The sequence below is a fragment of the Paraburkholderia sp. MM5496-R1 genome, assembly GCF_050436205.1.
Classification (GTDB): domain Bacteria; phylum Pseudomonadota; class Gammaproteobacteria; order Burkholderiales; family Burkholderiaceae; genus Paraburkholderia; species Paraburkholderia tuberum.
The window spans coordinates 3970264-3994657 of the sequence record NZ_JBNDLT010000002.1 but is presented as its reverse complement, the minus strand read 5'-3'; the positions used below and the strand labels follow the sequence as shown (position 1 = coordinate 3994657).

Here is a 24394-nt window from a genome sequence, read left to right as displayed (position 1 = left end):
CCATGAACACTCCGAACACGACTTCGAAAGCCGGTGCGGGCGCGAGCGGCGCGCAGCCTCTGGCCGCAACGCAGGATAGCGCCAAAGGCGGCGCAACCGGAACGGTAACGGTTGCGCGCGGGCGCTCGATCCGCCACGACGGCAAGACCTACACGGCGGGCCAGTCCGTCACGCTTGCGGCCGCAGACGTTGCGCGCCTTCGCGCGCGTGGCTTCATTGCGCCAGATCGTGACGCGACGCAGGCCGAAGACGAAGAGAAGGCACGCACGCAGGGGCCAACCTTCGAAAGCACGGACGGCCCTGCCGTAAAGACAAAGCGCTAACGGTTTGCCTCGATGTCGCTTGCCGTTCCCGATGACTTCGACGGCCATATCCTCTCGCCCCTGTTCGATCAATTCGCCGAAGGCGTCACCTATGCGCACGCGAGCGGCGAAACGCTCGCGATTAACGGCATCTTTGATGAAGCGTATCGCGAACTGATCCCGCAAGGCGGCGTGCTTGCGTACACGACCGAACGCCCCGTGTGTGGGGTGCGGCTCGTTGAATTCGGCGACTCGCCGCCGCAACAGGGCGACGCGCTCACAGTGGATCGAACGGGCAACGTGTACGAAGTGCAGGAAGTGAGACTCGATGGGCACGGCGCGGCAATGCTCATGCTTAACTGGATCGACGCCGCCGCGTTGTAGCCGCTTTGTACCGCTCGCCATGCTTTACCGCTCGTTGCTGCGCGACATCGCGGCCGACGTGCTACGCCGCGCGCAGACCACCGCCGCCGATCGCGTGTACACGCCGCGCGACTGGCCTACAACCGCATGTTATCCGTGCATTCTCGTTGACTGGCTGAGCGACCGGAAGGAAGCGCTCGGACAGGAACCGCCCGCATTCACCGCAACAGCGACGCTCGACGTTACCGGCCGGGTGCAGGAAACCAGCGTGGCCGCCGCGCGCGATACCTGCGAGGCGCTATGCGACCAGATCGAATGCGCGTTACTGACCTGCCGCGATCTGCTCGCGCACATTCAACGTGTATCGACCATCGAAAGCACGATGGAGCTGAACGCTACCGGCCGCGTGCATATCGCCGATATGCGTATGGCGTTCGAACTCGAATATTTCATTACTTTCGATCCCTTCGCCGATACGCCGCTCGCGCTGCAACGCGTCGCGGTGCCGCTTGAATCGCTCGGCATCCACGCCGACACCGTGACGCCCGCCGACCCCTCTGGCACCTATCCGAATCCGCCATTTTCTGACGCCGTGACACCCGCGCCGCGCATGCGCGGCCCCGATGGTCGCGACGAGGGAACGCTCGAAATCACGCCTCAAGACCCGCCCGGCAGGAACCTCCGGCCCGTGTAGGTCCAGCGCACAGTCACCTTGCCGCTAGTTTGCCTGGCGCGTGCCATACTGAGGAAAGCACTCTCTGATGCGAGTTGCCATGCAAGACTGCCCCTTGAAAGATGATTTTCCCACCGGGTTTCATGAGGAACTCGGCGGCCTGCTCGTTGCGTGGGGCGGCGTCGAATATTTATTCAAGCTTTGCGGTAAGGATTTGTGCGGTGAGGGATTCACCGCAGGCATGCGCATCCAGATCGTCAAAGAGAAGAAATTCAATGATTTCTGTAAGCACTACGAGCCGCTCGCACAAGCCAAGCTTTCCGAGGAGCAAGCAAGCGTCTTTTCCGAGCTACTTGCTGAGGCACGCGAACTTCTGACCCTTCGCAATGACAACATCCATGCACTGTGGACCACAGACGACCGTGGTGAGCCGGTACGGCTGCCGCCCAAAAAAAATAAGCATAGGGACGATGTGGACTGGTTTAAAAACGTTGTGCCAGTTTGCCAAATCCGCGATACGCGCAAGCGGATTGAAAACTTGTTTCTGCGAATCGACAAAGAGCGGCGCACCTGGTCGATTCCGCGCGCGCACTAGCTATTCGATGGTGTAACAGAGAAATGCCGGGATGGGAGCCTTGGATCAACAGGCAACAAAAAACCCGCACAGGGCGGGTTCCAGTTTGATACGACTTCGCCTAAAATCAGCCGGTCTTGCCCTCAGTTTGCCCTAACGGTGAAACGGGGCAACGCACACGGGATACACAAACCGGCTGGAAGTCTTGATGCGTTTGGTTGCGGGGGTAGGATTTGAACCTACGACCTTCGGGTTATGAGCCCGACGAGCTGCCAGACTGCTCCACCCCGCGTCAGAGAAAAAAGAGTATATCGGATCGCTGACACAACGTCAAATGTTGGCGCGAAATACATATCGAGTGCGGTCGAGCAAGCGGCACATTCGCGCGGCGCGATGCGTCGCACGCGCTACGAAACATCGCAACGGCAAGTTGCACACTCCCCGCTCGCGCACGCGATAAGATGCGGGACTACCGCGAATCGGAGCAACTGGCCGGGACTTCATTCATCGAGCCTCGCCCGCGCGAACGCAACAACGCAAGAAGCTATCTTCATCGTTGAGCGGAACTTGATATGACGTATCCACCCGATGCAATTCTTGCTGCGCTGCCCGTGAAAACCTCTTTGCTCAAGTTGCGCAGGCATCGGCACCCATGCACGAGGAATCAACACGGCATTTAAATTTTTCTGCCGGGAGCACGGTCGCCCATGCTCATGCGTATTGCGCCATGAGTCGTCCCTTCGTGCTTCCAATCGATCATCTATTTGCGTAAGCAGGGATACCCGTTCACGCGATACACCATTTCTTTCAACCAAGACGGTCCATCTTGCTGCGCGCGGTGTGCGGCTTTCCTGCTCGGACGAACGCATCTTCCTGCGGCGGGTGCCGATAGTTGCCACATCAGTGAGACCGCCATGACACTTCTATCTTTGATCTCGCATCCTTCCAGGCGCGTCATCTCAGGTTCCCGGTATCGCGGCGCTTCGAAGGTCGCGGCTTCGCGCGCGAAGGGTTGAGCAACGCAATCGACCACGTCTTTAGCACGCTGCAACTGCATCGCGTAATGGCGAATTACCGGCCCGACAATCTGCGCAGCGCGCGACTCCTCGAGCGGCTCGGCTTCGAAAACGAAGGCCTCGCGCGTGCGTATCCGAAGATCGACGGCGCGTGAGCCGATCATGTGCTGACATCGCGAATCAACTCGCGCGACTGACGCCGATAGCCATGCAAGCGCCGCAGCGCGCCGCGCGGCCCTTGCTGCGCGACCACCGCCACCGCCTGAAACGCGACCGGCGCAAACACCAGCCCGAGCAAGGTCGCCGTCACGACGCCGCCGAACACGCCCGTACCGATCGACCGGCGGCTTTCCGCACCGCCGCCGCTCGCCAGCACCAGCGGCACGACGCCCAGCAGGAACGCCGACGACGTCATCACGATCGGGCGAAATCGCGCGCCCGCCGCGCGTATCACGGCGCGCGTCAGCGGCACGCCGCGTAGGCTCAGGTCGCGCGCGAATTGCACGATCAAAATCGCGTTTTTCGCGGACAAGCCGATCACTGTGATCATCCCAACCTTGAAGTAGACGTCGTTCGGCATGCCGCGCATCAGCATCGCCGCAATGGCGCCGACTACGCCAAGCGGTACGACCATCAACACCGCGAGCGGAATCGTCCAGCTTTCGTATAGCGCGGCCAGCGCCATGAACACCGCCAGCAGCGACAGTCCGAGCAGCAACGGCGTCAGCCGCGCCGCCGCGCGTTCTTCGCGCGCCGCATCGACCCAGTCGAACGCGATGCCCGCAGGCAAGCTCGCCGCGAGCCGCTCCATTGCCTCCATCGCCGCCCCCGAACTGACACCGCTCGCCGCACGGCCGTTCAGATCGAGCGACGGATAGCCGTTGTAGCGCGTCAATGCGACTGGCCCGATGGTCCAGCGGCGCGTCGCAACCGACGACAGCGGCACCATCGCGCCCGACTGGTTCGGCACCGACAAGGCCAGCAGATCGGTTTCCGTCATCCGCGTCGACGCATCGCCCGCCACCAGGACGCGGCGCATCCGGCCACCCGCCGGAAAATCGTCGACATAGTGCGAGCCAAAGGTGCTGCCGAACACGTCCGCAATCCGGTCGAACGATAAGCCGAGCGCGTACGCCTTCGCGCGGTCCACGTCGAGTTCGATACGCGGCGCGTCGGGCAGATCCTCGAAATGAATCGACGCCAGCGACGGATCGGCCTTCGCGCGCTCGGCAAGCTGGTCGCGGGCGGCCTTCAACGCGTCGCGGCCCAAGCCGCCGCGATCTTCGAGCCGGAACGTGAAGCCGTCCGAATGCCCGACGCCCGGCACCGACGGCGGCAATTGCGCCTGCACGTTGCCGTCGAGAATCCGGCTGAACGACCGGTTCAACGTGTCGCGCAGCGTCATCGCATCAACGCCGCGCCGGCCCCAGTCTTTCAGCGTGACGAATGACATCGCTACGTTCTGTCCGCTGCCCTCGAAACTCCAGCCGATCACGCTTGTCACGTTCGCCACCGCCGTTTGCATGCGCAAAATCGACTCGGTCGTTTCGACGACGGCGAGCGTGCGCGCCTGCGTCGCGCCGGCCGGCAACTGGATCATCACCTGCAGCTGGCCCTGGTCTTCGACGGGCAGGAAGCCGCCCGGCATCCGCCAGTACAACGCGCCGCACAGCAGCAGCAATACGGCATACACCGCGAGCAGCGGCCCGACCCTGCGCATCGCGGCGGCCGTCATGGCCCGGTAGGCGCGCGACGCGCGATCAAAGCCCTGTTCGAAACGCGTCGAGAGGCGCGCGGCAACGCCACGCAAACCGCGTCGCGCGTCACGCTGACGGACCGATTGCGCAGGCGCGCTCAGCAGGTTCGCGCACAACGCGGGCGTCAACGAAAGCGCCATGAAAGACGAGACCAGCATCGACGCAATCATCGCGACCGCGAATTGCCGGTAAATCCCACCGACGCCGCCAGGAAAGAACGCCATCGGCACGAACACGGCGGTCAGCACCGCCGTCACGCCGACGATCGCACCGCCGATCTGTTTCATCGCTTTCAATGTCGCGTCGCGCGGCGCCAGGCCCTCTTCGTCCATCACGCGATGCACGCTCTCGACCACCACGATCGCGTCGTCGACCAGAATGCCGATCGCCAGCACGAGGCCGAACATCGTGAACACGTTGATCGACAAGCCGAATGCGTACATCGTGACAAACGCACCCATCAGCGTGACCGGAATCACCACTGTCGGCACCAGCGCGTAGCGCAGATCGCGCAGGAACAGCCACATCACGAGAAACACCAGCAAGATCGCCTCGGCCAGCGTGATCAGCACTTCGCGAATCGCAACGTTGACGAAGCGCGCGCTATCGAACGGCACCTGAACCGCGACGCCCGGCGGCAAACGGCTCGCCAGTTCCGCGAGCCGCGCCCGAATCGCGTCCGATGTTTCGAGCGCGTTGCCGCGCGGCCCGAGTTGAATCCCGACCGTCGCCGACGGCTTGCCGTTCAGGCGCGACCAGAACGTATAGTTGTCGCGGCCGATCTCGACCCGCGCGACGTCGGCAAGCCGCACTGCCGAGCCATCGGGGTGTGCTTTCAGCACGATCTGGCCGAATTCCTCCGGCGACAGCAACTGCCCTTTGACGTTCACCGACGCGGTCAACTGCTGGCCGTCCACCAGCGGCGCGTCGCCGAGTGTGCCTGCCGCGACGCTCGCGTTTTGCGCGGCAATCGCGGCGTTGACGTCGGACGCGGCGAGGCCGAATTCGCGCAGCTTCATCGGATCGAGCCAGACGCGCAACGCTTCGTCGGCGTCCCACAGTTGCGCGGAACCGACGCCCGGCGCGCGCTTCAGTTCGCGCATGATGTCGCGGCTGAGGATGTCGCTCAGTTGCGCGGAATCGCGCGTGCCATCGGTGGACGTCAGCGCGACCAGCATCAGGAACGTGTTGGCGGCCTTGAAAACGCTGATACCCTGCTGCACCACCTGTTGCGGCAAACGCGGCTCGACCTGCTTGAGCCGGTTCTGCACGTCCATCATCGCGATATCGGGGTTGGTGCCGGGCGCGAAGGTCGCCGCGATTTCAAGGTTGCCGAGGCCGTCGCTGGCGGTTTCGTAGTACAGCATCCCGTCGGCACCGTCGAGACTTTCTTCGATGATGCTGCCAACGTTCGCATCCACGGCTTCCGTCGATGCACCCGGATAGACGGCGTCGATCACGATACGCGGCGGCGCGAGTCGTGGATATTGCGCGACCGGCAGTTGCGTCAACGCGAGCGCGCCCGCGATGATTACCGCAAGCGCCAGAATCCACGCAAAGACCGGTCGGTCGATAAAAAAGGCGGCCAAGGCATGCTCACGCGTGTGGGTTCGGTGCGAGCGCGACCGGCGAAGCGAACACCGGCGCATCGGCGAAACGGGCCATATGGAATGCATCGACCAGCTTGCCGTCGCGCATCGCGAACGCTGGCGAGCGTCCTTCCTCGACGAAGCCGAAGCGCTGGTACAGAGCGATCGCGCGGTGGTTGTCGACGAACACGGTCAACTCCAGCCGACGCAGGCCGAGCAGCGTATCCGCGCACTCGACGGCCGCCGCGAGCAGCGCCGTGCCGACGCCGCGCCCGACGTAATCGTCATGCACGCAGAGACCGATTCCCGCGCAATGCGCCATCCGGTGCATGCGCGGCAACACGTCGATCATCCCGACCACGCGACCGGCCGCCTGCGCGCACAGCCCGAGCGTGTTCGCGGGCATTTTTTCGAGCCAGCTCCCGACCGTCGCGTTCGAGCGATACGGCGTCTGCAACGTGCCATGCCGCGCGCCGGGGCAGTTCATCAACGAAGTGATCGCGTCGAGGTCGGACACTTCGCGGGCGCGGATAATCACATGCGCCGTGTCGGGTTTCAACGAGACGTTCATACGGCCGCCTCGATTTCCGCTTGCAGATGACCCATCGGCGCGCGTAAGCGGCCCATGAACACCGAGTCGATCAGCATGCCGTCGCGCAGCACGGCGCCGCGAAAGGTCGCTTCGTGCGAAAAACCGAACTTGCGATACAGCGCAATCGCGCGATGGTTGTCGGCGAACACGTTCAGCTCGAGACGGCGCAGCCCGTACCAGTTGTCGGCGGCATCGATCAGTTCGGCCATCAGCCGCGTGCCGACGCCCTTGCCCTGCCAGTCGTCGTGCACGCTGATACCCAGCCAGCCGCTATGCGCGCGGCGCAGCGTGCCCGGATGCAGATCGGCCGAGCCGACCAGCGTATCGCCCACCAGCGCTGCAATCGCCATCGACGGCGCCGCGAGCTTCGCGAGCCAGCCTTGAGTCTGCTGCAAGGTCGGATACGGACGCATCGGGTTCTGGCGCATCACACCGGGGCATGAACGCAGCGCGTGGAATTGCGCGGCGTCGTCCGGATCCAGCGGCCTGATGCTCATCTCGACCGGTTCGGCCCCGAACCGTGTCGTGCTCTCAAATATTGTCTTTGGTTCCGTCATTGTTATGGCCTTCAATCTGTCATCGGAAACTCACTCACAGCGTCAGTTCGAACGAGCGTGCCAGCAAGCCGGGTAGTTTCCAGCCGCCGGTCTGCCGCTCGCCCTCCGTTCCATCGTTCAGCAGCAGTTCCGGCTCGGCGTCGAGACGTTCGAGTTCGCTCGACAGCAAACGGTACAGGCTGTCGTCGAAACGCATCGCGTCGACCGGCGCGACGATCTGGCCGCGTTCGACCCAGAACGTCGCGAAACGCGTCATGCCGGTCAACCGGCAATTCATCCGGTCAGAAAAATTCACGTACCAGAGATTGCCGACATACAGCCCGGTATCGAGTGCGGCAAGGATATCGGCGGCGTCGAGATCGCCGCCAGCCATCGCCAGCGACTCGGGCGTTTCGCCGGCGAGCGCGCCGTTCGGCGTCAATCCGTATTCGCGCGCGCTACGGGCGTTGGTCAGTTGCCCGGCGTTGCGGCCGTCGTGAATCAACGGCACGCTGTCGCGCTGATAACCGTCTTCGTTGAAGCGCGGCGTGATATTCAGGCTCAGGTCTTCGGTCATCGACACGCGCGGATCGAGCGCGACTGCGCCGCTGTGCAGCCGGTAAAACGGGCTGCGCGCGGTGGCGTTCGCGCGCGCGGAAAACCCGCCCCACGACGCCGTGCCGACCAGTTCCAGCATCGCCGCCGGCGCCAAATACGTGCGATACCGCCCCGGCGACAACGCGCGCGGCGTGTGTCCGAGCACCGGCAAACGTGCGGCGGCCTGTTCGACCTTCGCGGCGAACACGCTGTCGTCCCAGTGGTCGCCGGTGTACGTGCTTTTGATCGCACGGCCGCTCGGGTCGTACAACGACCAGCTAAAGCTGAAGTTGCTGACTTCGTACCAGCCGCGACTGCCGCGCGACGACGCGAAGCCGCGCACCATCGAGCCACCGGCATAGAAGCCGACGAAATCGAGTCCGCGCGCGCTTTCGGTGGCGATCCGCAACAGTGCGTCGGGCGCGGGCAGCTTGCCGCTGCGGCGCGTCGATTGGGTCCATTGGGTGGCGTCGTACAACAGATGCGGGTCGTCGGGCGCATCGCGCAAGCCGTCGCGCAACGTATTCAGCGCATCGGCGATATCGCGCAGGTCCGTCGCCGGATCGCCGCATACCGTGAAGCTCGAATACGCCTGCCTGGCGCCGTCGATCAGGCGGACGGTCAGTTTGCCTTGCGACACCTGGCCGATCTGCCTAACCTTGCCACCGTTGAAGCGGATAAAGTCGGATCGCTCCGCCGACAGCCGCGTCAACGCCACTTCGTCGCCGCTGAGCAACGTGTCGATCGCATCGGCAAGCAGCGCGAAATGCGCGTGCCAATCCGGCGACTGCGCGTTCGAGGCGAAATCGAAGCCGCTCGATGCATTGACTGCATTGACTGCATTGGTTGTAGTCATCGCGCGCCTCCGAATACATCGACATGCGTGAACACGCACGGCGGCGACGCATGGCCGACGCGCACCACCTGCGTCGGTTCGCCTTTGCCGCACATCGACGTGCCGAACACTTCGCGCGTGCCGGCATTGCCGACCGCGCTCAGACTGCGCCAGAAATTCGCGGATATGCCGCGATAATTCGGTTGCCTGACGATTTGCGTGAGCTTGCCGTTTTCGATCAACTGGCCGAACTCGCAGCCGAATTGAAACTTGTTGCGGTGATCGTCGATCGACCACGACGTATTGGTGCGCATCAGGATGCCGTGTTCGATGCCGGAAATCATTTCGCCCAGCGTGCTGGTTCCCGGTTCGATATTCAGGTTCGCCATCCGGTCGATCGGCGCGCGATTCCAGCTCGACGCACGCGAATTCGCGACGCCCGCCATCTTTGCGCGCTGTTGCGACAGCGCGCCACCGAGCGGACGTTCGAGCACGCCATCGCGAATCAGATACTGTTTGCGCGCTTCAGTGCCGTCGTCGTCGAATGCGTACGACGCGGCTTCTTCGCGCAACGACGGATCGAATGTCACGTTGAGCAGTTCCGAGCCGTAACGGTAAGTGCCGAACATCTCCGGCTTCACGAAACTCCATCCGGCGAAGTTGCGTTCGTCGCCGAGAATCCGGTCGAGTTCGAGCGGATGCCCGATCGATTCGTGAATCTGCAACATCATCTGATCGGGCATCAGCAGCAGGTCGCGCGGACCAGCCGGACAGTTCGGCGCGGCCAGCAAGGTCAGCGCGTCGGTGGCGAGCCGCACGCCTGCGCCGTCGAACGCGTAGCGGTCCAGCACTTCGACGCCGCCTTGCGCGAGCGTGCCGTAATTGCCGCCGAGCGTGCGCACCTGCGTGTCGCCGTTCGCGTGCGCCGCGACGCTCATTTCCGGCATCACGAGGCAAAAGCGCTGGTCGATTCGCGCGCCGTCGCTGGTCAGATAAATCTGTTCGGTGCGCGTGATCTGCACGGATGCCGTGCGCTCGACAATCCGGTCGTCGATTTTCGCGGCGGCGCATTCGTGCGCGAGACGCGCGAGCCATTCGCCGCGCGTCGGCAGCGGTCGGTCGGCATTGGGCGAGACATACGCGCCGCTGAGCGCTTCGCGCGACACCGCGCGATGGTCGATCAGCGATGCGCCGGCGCTCGCCAGCGCACGTTGCGTCGCGATATCGAGCGCAGCCTGCAAGCCCGCGATGGACAGATCCGTGGTTGCCGCATAGCCTGCGCCCGCGCCGGCCCACGCGGTCAGCATGGCGCCGCGTTCGCGCTGCGTGCGCAGCGGCTGCGCGACGTCGTTGCGCACTTCGTGGTCGTCGATCTGTTCATCGACAATCCGTAAGGACCAGAACGCCGCGGTGCTCTTCAACGCGCGGGCGGCCTGCGTCCAGCGCGATTCGCTCATTGCAGCACCTCGGGTTCGTCGTGCTCCGGCGCGATCATCGACGCGGCGAGCAACGACTGCGTATAAGGATGTGACGGCGCATGCAGCACGTCGAGCGTGTCTCCCGCCTCGACCACGCGGCCGTTCTTCATCACGATCACGCGATGCGCCATCGCACGCATCACCGCCAGATCATGGGTGATCAACAGATAGCTTAACCGGTACTTCTTCTGCAAGCCCGCCAACAACTTAAGCACCTGTTGCTGGATCGACACATCGAGCGCGCTGGTCGGTTCGTCGAGAATCAGCACTTCCGGTTCGACCGCCAACGCACGCGCGATCGCTATGCGCTGCCGCTGCCCGCCGGAAAATTCGTGCGGATAGCGCAGCATCGATTCGTGCGGCATGCCCACTTCTTCGAGCATCGTCCCCACCCGCGCGCGGCGCGTGCGCGCGTCGATTTCCGGCCGGTGCACCTCGATCCATTCCCCGACGATCTGCTCGACCGTCATACGCGGCGATAGCGACCCGAACGGGTCCTGAAACACCACCTGCATCCGCGAGTACAACGCGCGGCGCGAGTTCGCGCCACGCAAAGCCGACAACGGCGCGCCGTCGACATGGATATGACCGGCGGCGGGCCGTTGCAGACCGAGCAGCGTCGCCGCCAGCGTCGATTTTCCGGAGCCCGATTCGCCGACCACGCCGAGCGTCTCACCGCGACGCAGCGTCAGATCGACGTCGTGCACTGCGCGAAACGTCGAACCGCTGAACAGCGAGCGCCAGCCTTTCGCGGCCGTCCGGTAATCGACCGCGAGGCCTTGCACCTCGAGCACCCGACGCGCGTGCGGTTCGATCGGCCCGATCTCGCGATGCGGTTCGCTGTCGAGCAATCGCTGCGTGTAAGGATGCTGCGGCGCTGCGAACAGCGCCTGGGTCGTATTGGTTTCGACCAGCACACCCTTTTCCATTACCGCCACGCGTTGGGCGAAGCGGCGCACGAGATTCAGGTCGTGCGTGATCAGCAGCACCGCCATGCCGCGATCGGCGGCTTCCTGTTCCTGCAACTCGATCAGCAGATCGACGATCTGCTGACGCACGGTGACGTCGAGCGCGGTAGTGGGTTCGTCGGCGAGCAGCAGGCGCGGACGGCACGCGAGCGCCATCGCGATCATCGCGCGCTGGCGTTGTCCGCCGGATAGTTGATGCGGGTAGCTGTCGATCCGCCGTTCCGGCTCGGGAATGCCGGTACGGCGCAGCAGTTCAATGCCGCGGGCGCGCGCCGCGTTCGACCGCAAACCCTCGTGCAGACGCAGGCTTTCGGCGATCTGCTGACCGATCGTGAACAGCGGATTGAGCGCGGTCATCGGCTCCTGAAACACCATCGCGACGTCGGCGCCGCGAATCCCGCGCATCTGCTGCTCGGTTTTCTGCAATAGATCGACGCCGTCGAGACGGATCTGGCCGCTGGTCTGCGCATGTTCGACGAGGCGCAGGATCGACAGCGCCGTGACGCTCTTGCCCGAACCGGATTCGCCGACCAGCGCAACCCGCTCGCCGCGCCCGATCGTCAGATTCAGTTCGCGAACCGCGACCTTGTCGCCGAAACGGATCGAGAACGTGTCGATTTCCAGCAAAGGCTTGTGCAACGTTGCATCGCTCATCACTTTCCCCCGCCGAACGCCGACCCGCGCGAACGCGTGTCGAGCGCATTGCGCAACGCGTCGCCCATGAACGTCAGCAGCAACAACGTGATCACCAGCGCGGCAAACGCAGATACCGAAATCCACCATGCGTCGAGGTTGTTCTTGCCTTCCTGAAGCAGTTCGCCCAGGCTCGGCGTGGGCGGTGCGACACCCAGCCCCAGAAAGTCCAGACTCGTCAGCGACAGAATCGCGGCGCTCATCCGGAACGGCAGGAAGGTGATCACCGGCGTCATGCTGTTCGGCAGCAGATGACGCCAGATGATCTGCCAGTTGCTCAAACCCATCGTGCGCGCGGCGCGAACGTAATCGAGCGAACGGTTGCGCAGGAATTCGGCGCGCACATAGTCGGACAGCACCAGCCAGCCGAACATCGACAGCAGGATAAACAGCAGCCACAAACTCGGCTCGAAGATCGACGCGAAGATGATCAGCAGATACAGGTCCGGCATCGAACTCCATACTTCGATCAGGCGCTGCCCGATCAGGTCGGTGCGGCCGCCGTAAAAGCCTTGCAACGCACCCGCCAGCACGCCCAGCACGATACCCGACACCGTCAGCGCAAGCGCCATCAACACCGACAGCCTGAAGCCGTACAGCAATCGCGACAGCACGTCGCGGCCGTATTGATCGGTGCCGAGCCAGTTGGTCGCGGACGGCGACGCCGGAAACGGCCGCGTCGCGAAGTAATCGATCGTGTCGTAGTGGTAGTGATTCGGCGGGTAGATCGCGAAGTTGCCTTTCTCCGTCAACTGCTTGCGGATAAACGGATCGAGATAGTTCGCGCGGGTCGGAAAATCGCCGCCGAACATCGTTTCCGGATAGTCCTTCACGATCGGAAAATAGTCATGGCCGTCGTAACGGACCATCAGCGGCCGGTCATTCGCGAGCACTTCGCCGAGCAGGCTCAGCACGAACAGCGTCGCGAACACGATCAGGCTCCAGTAACCGAGCTTCTGCCGGCGAAAACGCTGCCATACGCGTCGCCCAGGCGACACGGACACCGGCAACGCGCCAGGCGGCAGCTTATCGGTCCAGGCTGTTGAACTGGATGCGGGGGTCGACGAGGACATAGCAGACGTCAGCAATGAGTTTGGTCACGAGACCAATCAGCGTGAACAGGAACAGCGAACCCAGCACGACCGGATAGTCGCGGCGGATCACCGAGTCATAAGACAGTTGGCCCATGCCGTCGAGCGAAAACAGCGTTTCGATCAGCAGGTTGCCGTTCAGGAAGGCGCCGATAAACGCGGCGGGCAGTCCGGTCAGCAGCGGAATCGCGGCGTTGCGCAATACGTGCTTCCACAGCACGTCACGCTTGGGCGCGCCTTTCGCCCGCGCGGTCAGCACATATTGACGACCAATCTCTTCGAGAAACGTATTCTTGGTCAGGATCGTGACGATCGCGAAGTTGCCCACCACCGACGCCGTCACCGGCAACACGATGTGCCATAGATAATCGAGCACCTTGCCGAACGCGCTGAGTTCGTCGAAGTTATCGGACGTGAGGCCGCGCATCGGGAAGACCTGCCAGAACGTGCCGCCGCCAAACAGCATCAGCAGCAGCACGCCGAACACGAAGCCCGGAATCGCGTAGCCGGTCAGCACCATCACGCTGGTGGCGGTGTCGAAGCGCGAGCCGTTGCGCACCGCTTTCGCGATCCCGAGCGGCACCGACACGATGTAGGTCAGCACGACCGTCCATAACCCGAGCGTGATCGACACGGGCAGTTTCGAGCGGATCACCGCCCATACGCTCTGATGGTGATAGTAGGACTGGCCGAGATCGAAACGCGCGTAGTCCCTCAGCATCTTCAGATAGCGCGTCAGCGGCGGTTTGTCGAAGCCGAACTGCTTCTTGATCTGCTCGATCTGCTGCGGATCGACGCCCTGGCTGCCGTGATACGCGCTGCCGCCGCCTCCGCCTTCGCCGCCGCGCTGCTGGCCGTGACGCAACTGCGTCATCATCTGTTCGACCGGGCCGCCCGGCACGAACTGCGTCACGAAGAACGTCAGCGTAACGACGCCGATCAGCGTCGGGATCATCAGCAGCAGACGTTTGATGATGTAGATAAACATAAGCCCCTCACTTCGCCTCGGCGGTGTTGGCCGCAGCGGACGGCGTCTTGCGATACCAGTAGCTGACGATCCAGTCCTCGCCCTGGAAACTGACCGGCGTCACCGACGGGTAGCCGAGGGCGCTTTTGTACGCGATCCGCGTATCCGGCGCGAAATATTCGGGCACCAGGTAATAGCCGTTGATCAGCACGCGGTCGAGCGCATGGGTCGCGGTTTCGAGTTCGTTCAGCGTGCTCGCGCGCATCACCGCGCGCACCAGCGCATCGACCGCCCGCGACCTCACGCCCGGATAGTTCTCCGAGCCGACCTGCGATGCCGATGCGCTGCTGAAACGACGCTCCAGTTCGGAACCGGGAATCGTCACGCGCAGATAGATGAACGTCGTCATATCGAACTCGAAGTTGTCGATCCGCTTCTGATACAACGCACTATCTATCTCGCGCATATGCGCATCGATGCCGAGCAGTTGCAGGTTGCGCATATACGCCAGCAGTACGCGATCCATGCCAGGCTGATCGTCGATGATTTCGATCGACATCGGGTTGCCGTGCGCGTCGCGCAACTGGCCGTCGCGCACCGTCCAACCCGCTTCGGCGAGCAGGCCGCGCGCTTCGCGCAGGTTCTCGCGCAACGTGTGCGGCGCAATCGTGTCGGCCTGCCTGACCATTGGACCGAACACGGCCGCCGGCAAACTCGCGCGATACGGCTCGAGCAGCTCGAGTTCGGCATCGGTGGGCGCGCCTTGCGCGGCGAACGGGCTATCGTCGAAGTAGCTGTTGGTGCGCCGGTACTGGCCGTAAAAGGTCATCCGGTTCAGCCAGTCGTAGTCGAACGCGAGTGCAAGGGCGTGCCGCACCCGCACATCCGAAAACATCGGCCTGCGCGTGTTGAACATCAGCCCCTGCATCTGCGCGCCGTGATCCGGAAAGAGTTTGCGCTGCAACGCGCCGTTATCGAAGTTCTTGCCGATATAACGGCGCGCCCATTGCATCGAACTGTATTCGACCATCACGTCGGTATCGAGCGCTTTCAGCGATTCGAGCTGCGTGTAATGATCGTGATAGAGCTTGAACGCGACGCGCGCGAAATGGTACATGCCGCGCCGCGACGGCAAATTTGCGGCCCAGTATGCCGGATTGCGACTGTAGACGATCTGCGTGTCGTTCTTGCGCTGCTCGATCAGATACGGGCCGCTCGACACCGGCGGCACGTTGGTCAACTGATCGAATGCGATGCGCGTGCCGTTGGCTTGCATTGCCCACTTGCGCGAGAAAACCGGCAGGTCGCCTGCGATCAACGGCGCGTCGCGTTCCACGTGCCTGAAGTCGAAGCGCACCCGCGACGGGTCGAGCACCGTGGCGCGGCTGATCACCGCGAACTGCGAGTTGAACAGCGGCGATGCCTGCGGGCTGGTCAGCGTATCGAACGAATACTTGACGTCGTCGGCGGTAATCGGATCGCCGTTCGAAAAGCGCGCTCGCGGGTCGATATGAAACACCGCTGATTTGCCATCCGGCGCCACCTCGACGTCGTCGGCGATCAATGCGTATTCCGACGCGAGTTCGTCCCAGCTGCGCTGCATCAGCGTATCGAACATCAGATGCAGGATGTCCGGCGCCGGCGCACCACGCGTCAGGAACGGATTCAGCGAATCGTAGCTTTGCGCTTCGTCGTAGTTCTGGAAAACCAGCGTGCCATCGGTCGGCGCATTCGGGTCCGCGTAATCGAAATGCGTGAACCCGGATGGATACTTCGGCACGTCGTACTGCGCGATCGACGCCCTCGCGAACACGGGCGCGGTCGTCAACGGCACGACCAGCAGCCCCGCGACGAGCGTCACCGCAACCCGCGCCGCGAGCATCTTAACGACGTGCGCGCGCGGGCTTCGAAACCTGTCGGTTGTCATCATGCGTGTCTGGACGCAATCGGCTCGTAGCCGATGCGCGATGCTTCGAAACCGCGCGGGCGGCGGCGGGTAGCCACCGCTCGCGCGGTTCCGGGTTGAAGGCCGGATGGGTAAATTGCGAAGGCCGGAAGTTCGCGTCGAAGCTGAGCTTATTCGTCGTCGTTACTCGTCGTGGTTACTCGTCGTCGGACGGTGTGGTCTTGAACGAGAACTGAACTTCGCCAACATACGGCTCGGCATTCTTCTCGCACTTGTACGCCTTGCCTGCGGCAATCACGGCTTCGTTGAACACCGACGTCGGCGGCGTGACGCGCATGATCTTCACGTCGCTGACCTTGCCGTCCGTACCGATCGTCAGATGCGCGATCACGTCCGCCGAAATACCGTCCGTCAATGCCTTGCGCGGAATCACCGGCTGCACCGACTGGCAATGACCGCGGCCGTCCACCACGCCATGCAGCGCGGGCGGCGCCGGCGGCGCGGCCGGTGCCGGAGCGGGTGCCGGCGCAGGCGTCGGCGAGGCGATCGCCGGAGCGTTCGGAGCCGGATTCGCCGTGGGCTGGATCACCGGCTGCGGCGTCGGTCGCGGCGGCGGCGGCGTCGGGGTCGGCTTCGGTATTTCGTGCTTCGGCTGCGCTTTGGGCGGCGCCGGCGGCGGCTCCAGCTTCTTGACCTCGGGCGGCGGCGGTGGCGGAGGCGGCGGCGCAATCTGCACGCGCATCTCCTTCGGCGGGGGAGGCGGCGGCGGCTGGAACTTCATGTGCGACACGCCCAGAATCACCAGCGCCTCGACCAGCACCGCAACGCCGATCGCCAGCTTCATGGGCATGCGACCGTGATGCGCCGGCGTCGTCGATGCCCAGAGTGCACCGTCCAGGCGGTTTTGCGGATCTTTCATGTCGATGGCCGGTGAACTCATGTCGTCGGGTTCGTGGCCAATGCAACCGAACTGATGCCCGCCGCGCGCACCAGGTCCATCACCTTGACGATATTCTTGTAGCTCGTGCCTTCGTCGCCGGCAATCGCGACATCTACTTTCTTCGAGTCGTGAACCAGACCTTGCAGACGCGCGGTCAGTTCGTCGGGCGTCACGGGCTTCGAATCCAGATAGATTTCATCCGTCTTCGTCACGCCGATCGATAGCTTGACGGTCTGCTGCAACTGCTCGGCGGTGCTCGATTGCGGCAGGTCGAGCTTGATGCCTGTGCCCTGGATCATCTTCAGCGTCGCGAGCATGAAGAACACCAGCAGGAACATCATGATGTCGATCATGGGGATGATCTCGATGCGCGCTTTCTCTTCACCGCCGAGGTAATGGCTGCGATGGTTTCGCATGGTCCGTCTCCTTGAGTGCGGGCGTCAGACTGCGAAGCGCGATACGAGCAGCGACTTGATGAGGTCGAACTGGTTGACCGTCATCCGGATACGCTTGTTGAAGTAGTTCAGGAAGATCACGCAGATGATCGCGATGGTCAGGCCGCACGCGGTGGCCGTCAGCGCGTGACCGATGCCGCCCGTCACGCCGTTCGGGTTCGCGGTGCCGCTGGTGCCGAGCACGTTGAACGATTCGACCATGCCGATGATCGTGCCAAGCAGACCCAGCAACGGGCCGAGCGTCACGGCCGTGTCGAGAATCCACAGGTTACGGTCGAGACGCGGCAACTGGAACATGATCGTTTCCTCGATCTCGCGTTCGACCACGGCTTCACTCTTGCCCTTCACTTTCATCGCCGACTTCACGAGTTCGCCTTGCACGGTCTGCTTGTAGTGCTCGGCCACTTTGGCGGCATCTTCGGGATTGGCTGCATCGACGAGTTTCAGGTCATGTTCGAGGGTCTTGCCGGCACGCACGGCACGCGAGAAGAACATGAATCGTTCGATGATGATCGCGATGCCGAGCAGGAAGATGAACGCGAGGAGAGGGATCAGACCCATCGACTGGATCGAGTAGTTAATGAGGGTATTCAGCACTGCGGACTCCGGTTAGTACAGGCTCAAGCGGCCGTTGAATAACGGTAGGTTTCGAGATGCCGGCTGCCTTGTGAGTCGCCGGCTAAAGGCCCGCCACCTATGCAAAGCCCGTACCAGGTCAGGCGACTGGTTTCTCCGTAACGAGCGTCGCCAGTCCTTTACACGGGACGCTTTGCCTTTTATTTCATGGACTTGCCGAGCGCGACAAAGATCTCGCATGCCCGCGGCTTGCGTGGCGCCCGCGCACGCATATAGCAAAATAAATTGGTTTTTGTAATTGGAGTAAGTCCGCTTTCCAAGACTTATTCTGCCAAAGCCTTTAATTTCCTATTGCATAAATGGTGCGAAAAGTCGCACTTGAAGCGTTTTGGTGCAATCTCAGAATACCTATAGACAATTTCATTACATCTACCTTTCATATTACTTTCGATCTAGTATGATAATAGGCACCAATTGAAGACCAGCTACCAGCCAGAAATGCCTACACGTAGCGCGAAGCAAGCTTACAGAGTCAAGTTCTTACATTTATTACTGTTCATTTCAACGGCATATTGATCGCCCCGAATTAGGGAATTTAATTGCAACGGACCATTTGTTATTTAATGCACCAATTCTGTAATTAAGCATTCTTACGGTGCGTAAGCTGCACCAAATCGTAATTAAAATAAGCCGACTAACTTTATTTTTTTCTAATGGAAACTTTCCTGCGTTCTGTTACGCGCGAGGAATGCTTTATTTCCAGGCACTACCCGCGCGACACAATTTTTCGTAACTCTGAATTCCTAAGCAAATCAATCGCTTCGATGCATTTGCGGAGGCCGCTCAAGGCCTTTCCGACGGTCCGCGACCTCACACATGGCATATCTCGTGCTCTTGCTGCGCTCGCTTCAAGACCAAGGCGCGCGTCCGACACGATCGGCGACGCACCCTGGACGGGATGTGCGGGACGGCGCGGGGATGCGCCGGACAGCGAAGAACTCGCTGACGTCAACGCACTGCAGCGCACGCGCAACTCGCGCCTGCGTTTGCGTGATCGTTCAACGGAAGTGGCCTTAACAACAAGAAGGAGCGCAAGTGAAACAAAAGCGATTGGCCTCAGCCATCAAAAGAATCATCGGAGCCGAGCTGGTGTTGACAGCGGCGTTCGTCCCGCTGGCACACGCACAAAGCCAACCTGATACAGCGGCCGTTCCGACGGCCGCAAGCACGCCAGCGGCGGCTCCCCCCGCCGTCAGCAAGCTCGAAAAAGTAGAAGTCACCGGTTCGCTGATCCGCACATCGGACAAGACCGGCAACGTCGAAGTCCAGACCGTTACAGCAAGGGAAATCCAGCAAAGCGGCTACACGACCGTGGCCGATTTCCTGCGCGGCATGTCTGCCAACTCCGCGTCCAGTTGGGGTTCCACCACGATGAACGGCACGGCGCCGGGCGGCTCGGGGATCGCATTGCGCGGTCTGTCCGAGAAGTACACGCTGGTGCTGGTCGACGGCCAACGCGTCGCGAACTACGCACAGGCGGTGAACTTCACCGACACGTTCTTCGACGTCAACACGATCCCGCTGAACATCGTCGATCACATCGAAATCGTGAAGACGGGCGCCGTGTCCGCATACGGTTCCGACGCGATTGCCGGCGTGGTCAACATCATCACGAAGAAGAACTTCCAGGGTCTTCAGATCGACGGGCAGCTCGGCAAGGCACAGCATCCGGGTAACGCTCAGGGCAACTTCAGCGTGCTCGGCGGCTTCGGCGACCTGAACTCGGATCGTTTCAACGTGACGGCAGCCGCCAGCTACTATCGCGATTCCGGTTCGACGCTCGACCAGCGCGACATGACCAAAAACGAAGACTTCAGCCAGTACCCAGGCGGGTCGGCTGGTCCTCTGGGTCCGAACCAGCAGTCATTCTGGCAACTGCCCGACGGCTCGACCGCCGCGTTGAGCCCATGCCCTCCGGGCAGCACTAACGCGGCGGGCGCATCGTGCGTGTACAAGAACGCGAACACGTACTCGCTGATTCCACAGACGACGCGTCTGAACGCGAAGGTGCGTGGCACCTTCAAGATCAACGACGACATACAGGCTTACGCCGACCTGTGGGCGAGCCGCAACGAGACGGTCCAGTACTTCGGCAGCCCGGCCATCAGCAGCGTGTCGAACGTGTTCAATCCAGTGACCGGCTCGGTGTCGCAACTCGACCGCACGGTGTCGGCGCTGAATCCGTACAACCCGTACGGTGTCGATACGCCGATCAACCTGACCTTCCCGGGCATTGCGCAGCGCGCAGACACGGTATCGACGTTCTGGAAGGCCTCGACGGGCGTGAAAGGTTCGTTCACCACGCCGAAGGCCGGCGACTGGGACTGGTCGGTGGACTATGGTCATTCGCAGAGCACGGTCGACACGACGTACTCGAACATGATCAACACGGCCGCGCTTGAAAACCTCCTCGGCCCGAACGGCGGCTACAACTTCGCGAACCCGGCATCGACGCCGAACGGTCTGAACGGCCTGTTCCAGAACGACTACCAGCAGGCGATCTCGAAGCTCGACAGCGTGACGGCGAAGACCTCGACCGGCAATCTGTTCAACCTGCCGGCTGGCCCGGTCGGCATCGGTTTCGGTACGGAATTCCGTCACGAAAGCTCGCTGATCAACCCGCGCACGTACTCGTCGCAAGGGATCGTCGTGCCGGCGAACGTTCAGTCCGTCGACGGCGAACGCAACATCGCGGCCGTGTATTACCAGATCGATATTCCGATCATCCACAACCTGACGTTCACGCAAGCGGGCCGCTATGACCACTATAGCGACTTCGGCGGCGCGTTCTCGCCGAACTTCGCACTGCGCTTCCAACCGGTCCAGATGCTGACGACGTACGCGTCGTACAGCCGTGGTTTCCGCGCGCCGACGCTGATCGAAAACTCGCAGGCAACCTACCTGGCTCACCAGAACCTCGTCGATCCGAACGACCCGAGCGGCGTGCCGACCAAGCACTTCACGACGGAACAGATCAACGGCAATCCGAACCTCCAACCGGAGCACACCAAGAACTACAACATCGGCTTCGAACTGTCGCCGGATACGTCGACCGATATCGGTGCAGCGTTCTACAAGATTCATATCGACGGCGTGATCGGTACCGACGATCCGAATGCCGTGCTGGATGCCAACGACCCGTCGAGGGTCGTGCGCAATCCTGACGGCACGATCCGCTACATCTCGCAACAGTTCGTCAACCTCGGCTCGCTGGATACCGACGGCTTCGACATGAACTTCCGCAAGTCGGTCGGCACGAAGTACGGCACGTTCACGCTGTCGGGCGACTGGGCGTACGTGTGGCACTTCAAGCTGAACAGCCCGGGCGCTGCAACGCAGGACTTCGCGGGTAACAACCTCGCGCTGCTGCAACCGTTCGGTGCGTCGAATCCCCGCTGGAAGGGCAACACGAGCCTGACGTGGGATTACCGCAAGATGACCACGACGCTGAGCTGGCAGTACACGGGTCCGTACACCAACGCAGTGGCAGCCGAGTTCGGCGACGGTGGCACGGGTTCGGTGGCGTCGTATAGCCAGTTCAACCTGATGATGACGTATCGCGGCTTCAAGAACTGGACGATCTATGGCGGCATCCAGAACATCTTCGACAGGCAGCCGCCGTTCGACGTCGAGTGGCAATCAACGCCGGACATCACCGGCTACGACCAGTCGCTGTACACGAATCTGGGCCGCTTCTTCCAGATCGGTGCGACCTACCGCTTCTGATCGTCGCAGCGGGCTTTATCGCAGGACCGTAGGTCTCCTCTTGCCTCTTCTTCGTTGTTGAAGAGGATTGGCGGCGGTGCCTCGTGCACCGCCAGCTTTTTTGCTATTCGGATGCCACTTGAAATACGCAATGAAACCGATTCACGCCACTCGGGCGGCGTTGGCCGCGTTGGCGCTCGCCCTTCTCTCTCCCGCCCACGCCGTGACGATCCCGCCCGGCGTCACGCTCGCAGCCACCCAGGAACTGACGCGGCAAACACCCGTCGAGGCAGAATCGATCGACCCCGCGCATATCGAATCCTGGGCCGCTAATACCATCGGCCTCGACCTGTTCGAAGGCTTGACGCGAATCGCCGCCGACGGTGCGGTCGTGCCGGGCGTCGCGCAATCGTGGAGCCGCAGCGCGCCCGATACATGGATCTTCAAGCTGCGCCACAACGCGCGCTGGAGTAACGGCGAGCCGGTCACGGCCGCCGATTTCGTCTATTCATGGCAACGCGTGGTAGATCCGAAGACCGGCTCGAAATACACGATCCTGGTCGAGTTCGTGAAGAACGCGAAGGCGATTCTGGCGGGCAAGGCGCCGCTCTCCAGTCTCGGCGTGCGCGCGGTCGATCCGTACACGGTAGAGGTCAAGACCGAAGACCCGACCGCGTTCTTTCCGCAACTGACCGCAATGTCGACGATGGCGCCGGTGAACCGCGCGACGGTCGCGAAGTACGGCGACGAATGGACCCGTCCCGGCCACATGGTCAGCGACGGTGCGTATGCGTTGAGCGACTGGCAACCGGGCAACCGTCTCGTGATGGTGAAGAACGACAAGTACTGGGATGCGAGCCAGGTCGCGATCACGAAAGTCACCTATCTGCCGATCGAAAGCGACGAAACGGCAATGCGGATGTATCAGGCCGGCCAGTTCGATTACACGTATTCGATTCCGTCCGGCATCTATAACCACGTCAGCAAGCAGTTCGGCTCCGAACTGAAGACCGGGATGTTTATCGCCACCTACTACTACTCGCTGAACAACGCCGACCCGGCCTTCAGGGACAAGCGCGTGCGCGAGGCGCTATCGATGGTGATCGACCGCAACCTGCTGACGTCCAAACTGACCGCAAGCGGCGAGTTGCCGCTGTACGGCCTGATTGCAAAAGGCACGCAAGGCGCGGCGCAATTCCAGCCCGACTGGGCCGCGTGGCCGATGGCGAAACGCATCGAAACCGCGCGAGACCTGCTGAAACAGGCGGGCTATTCCGCTGCAAAGCCGTTGACGTTCACGCTGACATACAACACCAACGACCTGCACAAGAAGGTCGCGCTATTCACGACGTCGGAATGGCGCACCAAGCTCGGCGTCAACGTGAAGCTCGAAAACGTCGAGAACCGCGTGCTGCTGAAAATGCGCCACGACGGCAAGGTGCAGGCGTCGCGCGACGGCTGGTTCGTCGACTACAACGATGCGATGTCGTTCTTCGACCTGATCCGCTGCAACAGCGTGCAGAACGACCAGCACTACTGCAATCCGAAGGTCGATGCGTTGATCGATCAGGCGAACCAGCAGATGGACGAAGCGAAGCGTACCGCGATGCTAACGCAGGCGCACGACATCGCGATGAACGACTATCCGCTGATTCCGATGTTCCAGTACTCGGCGGTGCGGCTCGTGAAATCGTATGTGGGCGGCTATTCGCCGACCAACTACGTCGATCAGCGGCAGTCGCAGGACATGTACATCATCAAGCACTGAGCGCAAGGAGCCTTGCCATGCTGGCTTATACATTGCGCCGCGCGTTATGGGCGATCCCGACGATTCTCGCCGTGATCACCGCGTGCTACCTGCTGCTGCACCTGACGCCCGGCGGCCCGTTCGATTCGGAGAAGCATCTGTCGGCGGCCGTGCTTGCCAATCTCGACGCGAAATACCACATCGATCAGCCGCTGTGGAAGCAGTATTTGCTGTACATCGACTCGCTGCTGCACGGCGACCTCGGCGCGTCGTTCCGTTACACGGACTGGTCGGTCAGCGAACTGGTGTGGAAAGCCCTACCGGTCAGCCTCGGCGTCGGCGGCATTTCGGTGCCGATCGCGCTGGTGATCGGTGTGGCGCTCGGCACGGTTGCGGCGGTGCGCCGCAATGGCGTGATCGACTACGGCGTGATGTTGCTCGGCAATCTCGGCAGTGTGGTGCCGCCATTCATCCTCGGCCCCGTGCTGGTGTGGGTCTTCGCGATCCTGATCAAGCGCGGCGAGCATGGTCTGCTGCCCGCCGGCGGCTGGGGTGACGGCGACTGGCACTACCGCGTATTGCCGATCGTACTGCTCGTGATCATCAACGTATCGACGATTGCGCGCGTGATGCGCGGCAGCATGATCGAAGTGCTGTCCGGCAATTTCATCCGGACCGCGCGCGCGAAAGGTCTGGCCGGCCGCACCATCGTCTTGCGTCATGCGCTGAAACCGGCGCTGATGCCGGTCGTATCGCTACTCGGCTCGCTGTGCATTTCGTCGATCACCGCCGCGGTCGTCACCGAATCCGTATTCGCGCTGCCCGGTCTCGGGCAACTGGTCGTGAACGGCGCGATCAATCGCGACTACACGCTGGTGCTCGGTCTGGTCGCATTGATTACGGCATTCGCGGTCCTGTTCAATCTGCTGGTCGATCTTGCTTACGCATGGCTCGATCCGCGCATCCGGTACTGA

20 protein-coding genes and 1 tRNA gene are annotated in these 24394 nt (G+C 62.3%); 8 read left to right on the top strand and 13 right to left on the bottom strand.

Going from position 1 to position 24394, the window contains the following annotated elements; genetic code table 11:
* Positions 1-2 precede the first annotated feature (2 nt).
* From OKW38_RS25610 to OKW38_RS25595, 4 genes are all read left to right on the top strand, one after another.
* Positions 3-323, top strand: a complete 321-nt coding sequence (locus tag OKW38_RS25610) for a hypothetical protein (protein WP_429363603.1) — start codon at positions 3-5, stop codon at positions 321-323.
* Between the two features lie 12 nt (positions 324-335).
* The gene (locus OKW38_RS25605) at positions 336-686 is read left to right on the top strand and encodes a head-tail joining protein (RefSeq protein ID WP_429363602.1); all 351 of its coding nucleotides are present in this window, start codon (positions 336-338) and stop codon (positions 684-686) included.
* A gap of 19 nt (positions 687-705) precedes the next feature.
* A complete protein-coding gene (locus OKW38_RS25600) occupies positions 706-1359 on the top strand; it encodes a hypothetical protein (protein WP_429363600.1) in 654 nt (217 codons plus the stop codon).
* Between the two features lie 79 nt (positions 1360-1438).
* The gene (locus tag OKW38_RS25595; protein ID WP_429363599.1) at positions 1439-1933 is read left to right on the top strand and encodes a hypothetical protein; all 495 of its coding nucleotides are present in this window, start codon (positions 1439-1441) and stop codon (positions 1931-1933) included.
* A 194-nt stretch (positions 1934-2127) separates the two neighbouring features.
* On the opposite strand, the gene OKW38_RS25590 is transcribed toward OKW38_RS25595, so the two are convergent.
* Positions 2128-2204, bottom strand: a tRNA-Met gene (locus OKW38_RS25590).
* Positions 2205-2837: 633 nt separating this feature from the next.
* On the opposite strand from OKW38_RS25590, the gene OKW38_RS25585 reads away from it, so the two are divergent.
* On the top strand, positions 2838-3083 hold the full coding sequence (locus OKW38_RS25585; RefSeq protein ID WP_429363815.1) for a GNAT family N-acetyltransferase: 246 nt from the start codon (positions 2838-2840) through the stop codon (positions 3081-3083).
* Positions 3084-3088: 5 nt separating this feature from the next.
* Here the strand turns inward: OKW38_RS25585 and OKW38_RS25580 are convergent, their stop codons facing one another.
* The 12 genes from OKW38_RS25580 to OKW38_RS25525 form a co-directional block, all read right to left on the bottom strand.
* Positions 3089-6274 carry a multidrug efflux RND transporter permease subunit gene (locus tag OKW38_RS25580; protein ID WP_429363597.1) on the bottom strand — a complete coding sequence of 1062 codons (3186 nt, stop codon included), beginning with the start codon at positions 6272-6274 and terminating at the stop codon, positions 3089-3091.
* A 7-nt stretch (positions 6275-6281) separates the two neighbouring features.
* Positions 6282-6845, bottom strand: coding sequence for a GNAT family N-acetyltransferase (locus tag OKW38_RS25575; RefSeq protein WP_429363596.1), 564 nt, complete (start codon positions 6843-6845; stop codon positions 6282-6284).
* A complete protein-coding gene (locus OKW38_RS25570) occupies positions 6842-7363 on the bottom strand; it encodes a GNAT family N-acetyltransferase (RefSeq protein ID WP_429334886.1) in 522 nt (173 codons plus the stop codon). The genes OKW38_RS25575 and OKW38_RS25570 overlap by 4 nt, the downstream gene beginning before the upstream one ends.
* A gap of 94 nt (positions 7364-7457) precedes the next feature.
* Positions 7458-8855: a TldD/PmbA family protein gene (locus OKW38_RS25565; protein ID WP_429334887.1), complete on the bottom strand. Its 1398-nt coding sequence runs from the start codon at positions 8853-8855 to the stop codon at positions 7458-7460.
* The gene (locus tag OKW38_RS25560; protein WP_429363595.1) at positions 8852-10291 is read right to left on the bottom strand and encodes a TldD/PmbA family protein; all 1440 of its coding nucleotides are present in this window, start codon (positions 10289-10291) and stop codon (positions 8852-8854) included. The genes OKW38_RS25565 and OKW38_RS25560 overlap by 4 nt, the downstream gene beginning before the upstream one ends.
* Positions 10288-11934: an ABC transporter ATP-binding protein gene (locus OKW38_RS25555; protein ID WP_429363593.1), complete on the bottom strand. Its 1647-nt coding sequence runs from the start codon at positions 11932-11934 to the stop codon at positions 10288-10290. Before OKW38_RS25555 ends, OKW38_RS25560 begins: the two co-directional genes overlap by 4 nt.
* Positions 11934-13046, bottom strand: a complete 1113-nt coding sequence (locus OKW38_RS25550; protein WP_429363592.1) for an ABC transporter permease — start codon at positions 13044-13046, stop codon at positions 11934-11936. The genes OKW38_RS25555 and OKW38_RS25550 overlap by 1 nt, the downstream gene beginning before the upstream one ends.
* Positions 13000-14052 (bottom strand): microcin C ABC transporter permease YejB, encoded by a 1053-nt coding sequence (locus OKW38_RS25545; protein WP_090800838.1) that lies wholly within the window; start codon positions 14050-14052, stop codon positions 13000-13002. The genes OKW38_RS25550 and OKW38_RS25545 overlap by 47 nt, the downstream gene beginning before the upstream one ends.
* Positions 14053-14059: 7 nt before the next feature.
* Positions 14060-15958: an extracellular solute-binding protein gene (locus OKW38_RS25540; protein WP_429363813.1), complete on the bottom strand. Its 1899-nt coding sequence runs from the start codon at positions 15956-15958 to the stop codon at positions 14060-14062.
* Positions 15959-16133: 175 nt separating this feature from the next.
* Positions 16134-16877 carry an energy transducer TonB gene (locus OKW38_RS25535; protein ID WP_187612970.1) on the bottom strand — a complete coding sequence of 248 codons (744 nt, stop codon included), beginning with the start codon at positions 16875-16877 and terminating at the stop codon, positions 16134-16136.
* A complete protein-coding gene (locus tag OKW38_RS25530; protein ID WP_090800842.1) occupies positions 16874-17293 on the bottom strand; it encodes an ExbD/TolR family protein in 420 nt (139 codons plus the stop codon). Before OKW38_RS25530 ends, OKW38_RS25535 begins: the two co-directional genes overlap by 4 nt.
* A 24-nt stretch (positions 17294-17317) precedes the next feature.
* Positions 17318-17929, bottom strand: coding sequence for a MotA/TolQ/ExbB proton channel family protein (locus tag OKW38_RS25525; protein ID WP_090800844.1), 612 nt, complete (start codon positions 17927-17929; stop codon positions 17318-17320).
* A 1074-nt stretch (positions 17930-19003) separates the two neighbouring features.
* On the opposite strand from OKW38_RS25525, the gene OKW38_RS25520 reads away from it, so the two are divergent.
* From OKW38_RS25520 to OKW38_RS25510, 3 genes are all read left to right on the top strand, one after another.
* The gene (locus OKW38_RS25520; protein ID WP_429363590.1) at positions 19004-21694 is read left to right on the top strand and encodes a TonB-dependent receptor plug domain-containing protein; all 2691 of its coding nucleotides are present in this window, start codon (positions 19004-19006) and stop codon (positions 21692-21694) included.
* A gap of 130 nt (positions 21695-21824) precedes the next feature.
* Positions 21825-23441 (top strand): peptide ABC transporter substrate-binding protein, encoded by a 1617-nt coding sequence (locus tag OKW38_RS25515; RefSeq protein ID WP_429334894.1) that lies wholly within the window; start codon positions 21825-21827, stop codon positions 23439-23441.
* A gap of 17 nt (positions 23442-23458) precedes the next feature.
* Complete coding sequence (locus OKW38_RS25510) at positions 23459-24394, top strand: ABC transporter permease subunit (protein WP_018417493.1); 936 nt, start codon at positions 23459-23461, stop codon at positions 24392-24394.

Coding starts and splice junctions, on each gene's coding strand:
- OKW38_RS25600 (WP_429363600.1), top strand. CDS start 706: ATGCTTTACCGCTCGTTGCTGCGCGACATCGCGGCCGACGTGCTACGC.
- OKW38_RS25510 (WP_018417493.1), top strand. CDS start 23,459: ATGCTGGCTTATACATTGCGCCGCGCGTTATGGGCGATCCCGACGATT.
- OKW38_RS25605 (WP_429363602.1), top strand. CDS start 336: ATGTCGCTTGCCGTTCCCGATGACTTCGACGGCCATATCCTCTCGCCC.
- OKW38_RS25565 (WP_429334887.1), bottom strand. CDS start 8,855: ATGACTACAACCAATGCAGTCAATGCAGTCAATGCATCGAGCGGCTTC.
- OKW38_RS25540 (WP_429363813.1), bottom strand. CDS start 15,958: ATGACAACCGACAGGTTTCGAAGCCCGCGCGCGCACGTCGTTAAGATG.
- OKW38_RS25515 (WP_429334894.1), top strand. CDS start 21,825: ATGAAACCGATTCACGCCACTCGGGCGGCGTTGGCCGCGTTGGCGCTC.
- OKW38_RS25545 (WP_090800838.1), bottom strand. CDS start 14,052: ATGTTTATCTACATCATCAAACGTCTGCTGCTGATGATCCCGACGCTG.
- OKW38_RS25575 (WP_429363596.1), bottom strand. CDS start 6,845: ATGAACGTCTCGTTGAAACCCGACACGGCGCATGTGATTATCCGCGCC.
- OKW38_RS25595 (WP_429363599.1), top strand. CDS start 1,439: ATGCAAGACTGCCCCTTGAAAGATGATTTTCCCACCGGGTTTCATGAG.
- OKW38_RS25570 (WP_429334886.1), bottom strand. CDS start 7,363: ATGAGCATCAGGCCGCTGGATCCGGACGACGCCGCGCAATTCCACGCG.
- OKW38_RS25560 (WP_429363595.1), bottom strand. CDS start 10,291: ATGAGCGAATCGCGCTGGACGCAGGCCGCCCGCGCGTTGAAGAGCACC.
- OKW38_RS25535 (WP_187612970.1), bottom strand. CDS start 16,877: ATGAGTTCACCGGCCATCGACATGAAAGATCCGCAAAACCGCCTGGAC.
- OKW38_RS25550 (WP_429363592.1), bottom strand. CDS start 13,046: ATGTCCTCGTCGACCCCCGCATCCAGTTCAACAGCCTGGACCGATAAG.
- OKW38_RS25530 (WP_090800842.1), bottom strand. CDS start 17,293: ATGCGAAACCATCGCAGCCATTACCTCGGCGGTGAAGAGAAAGCGCGC.
- OKW38_RS25610 (WP_429363603.1), top strand. CDS start 3: ATGAACACTCCGAACACGACTTCGAAAGCCGGTGCGGGCGCGAGCGGC.
- OKW38_RS25555 (WP_429363593.1), bottom strand. CDS start 11,934: ATGAGCGATGCAACGTTGCACAAGCCTTTGCTGGAAATCGACACGTTC.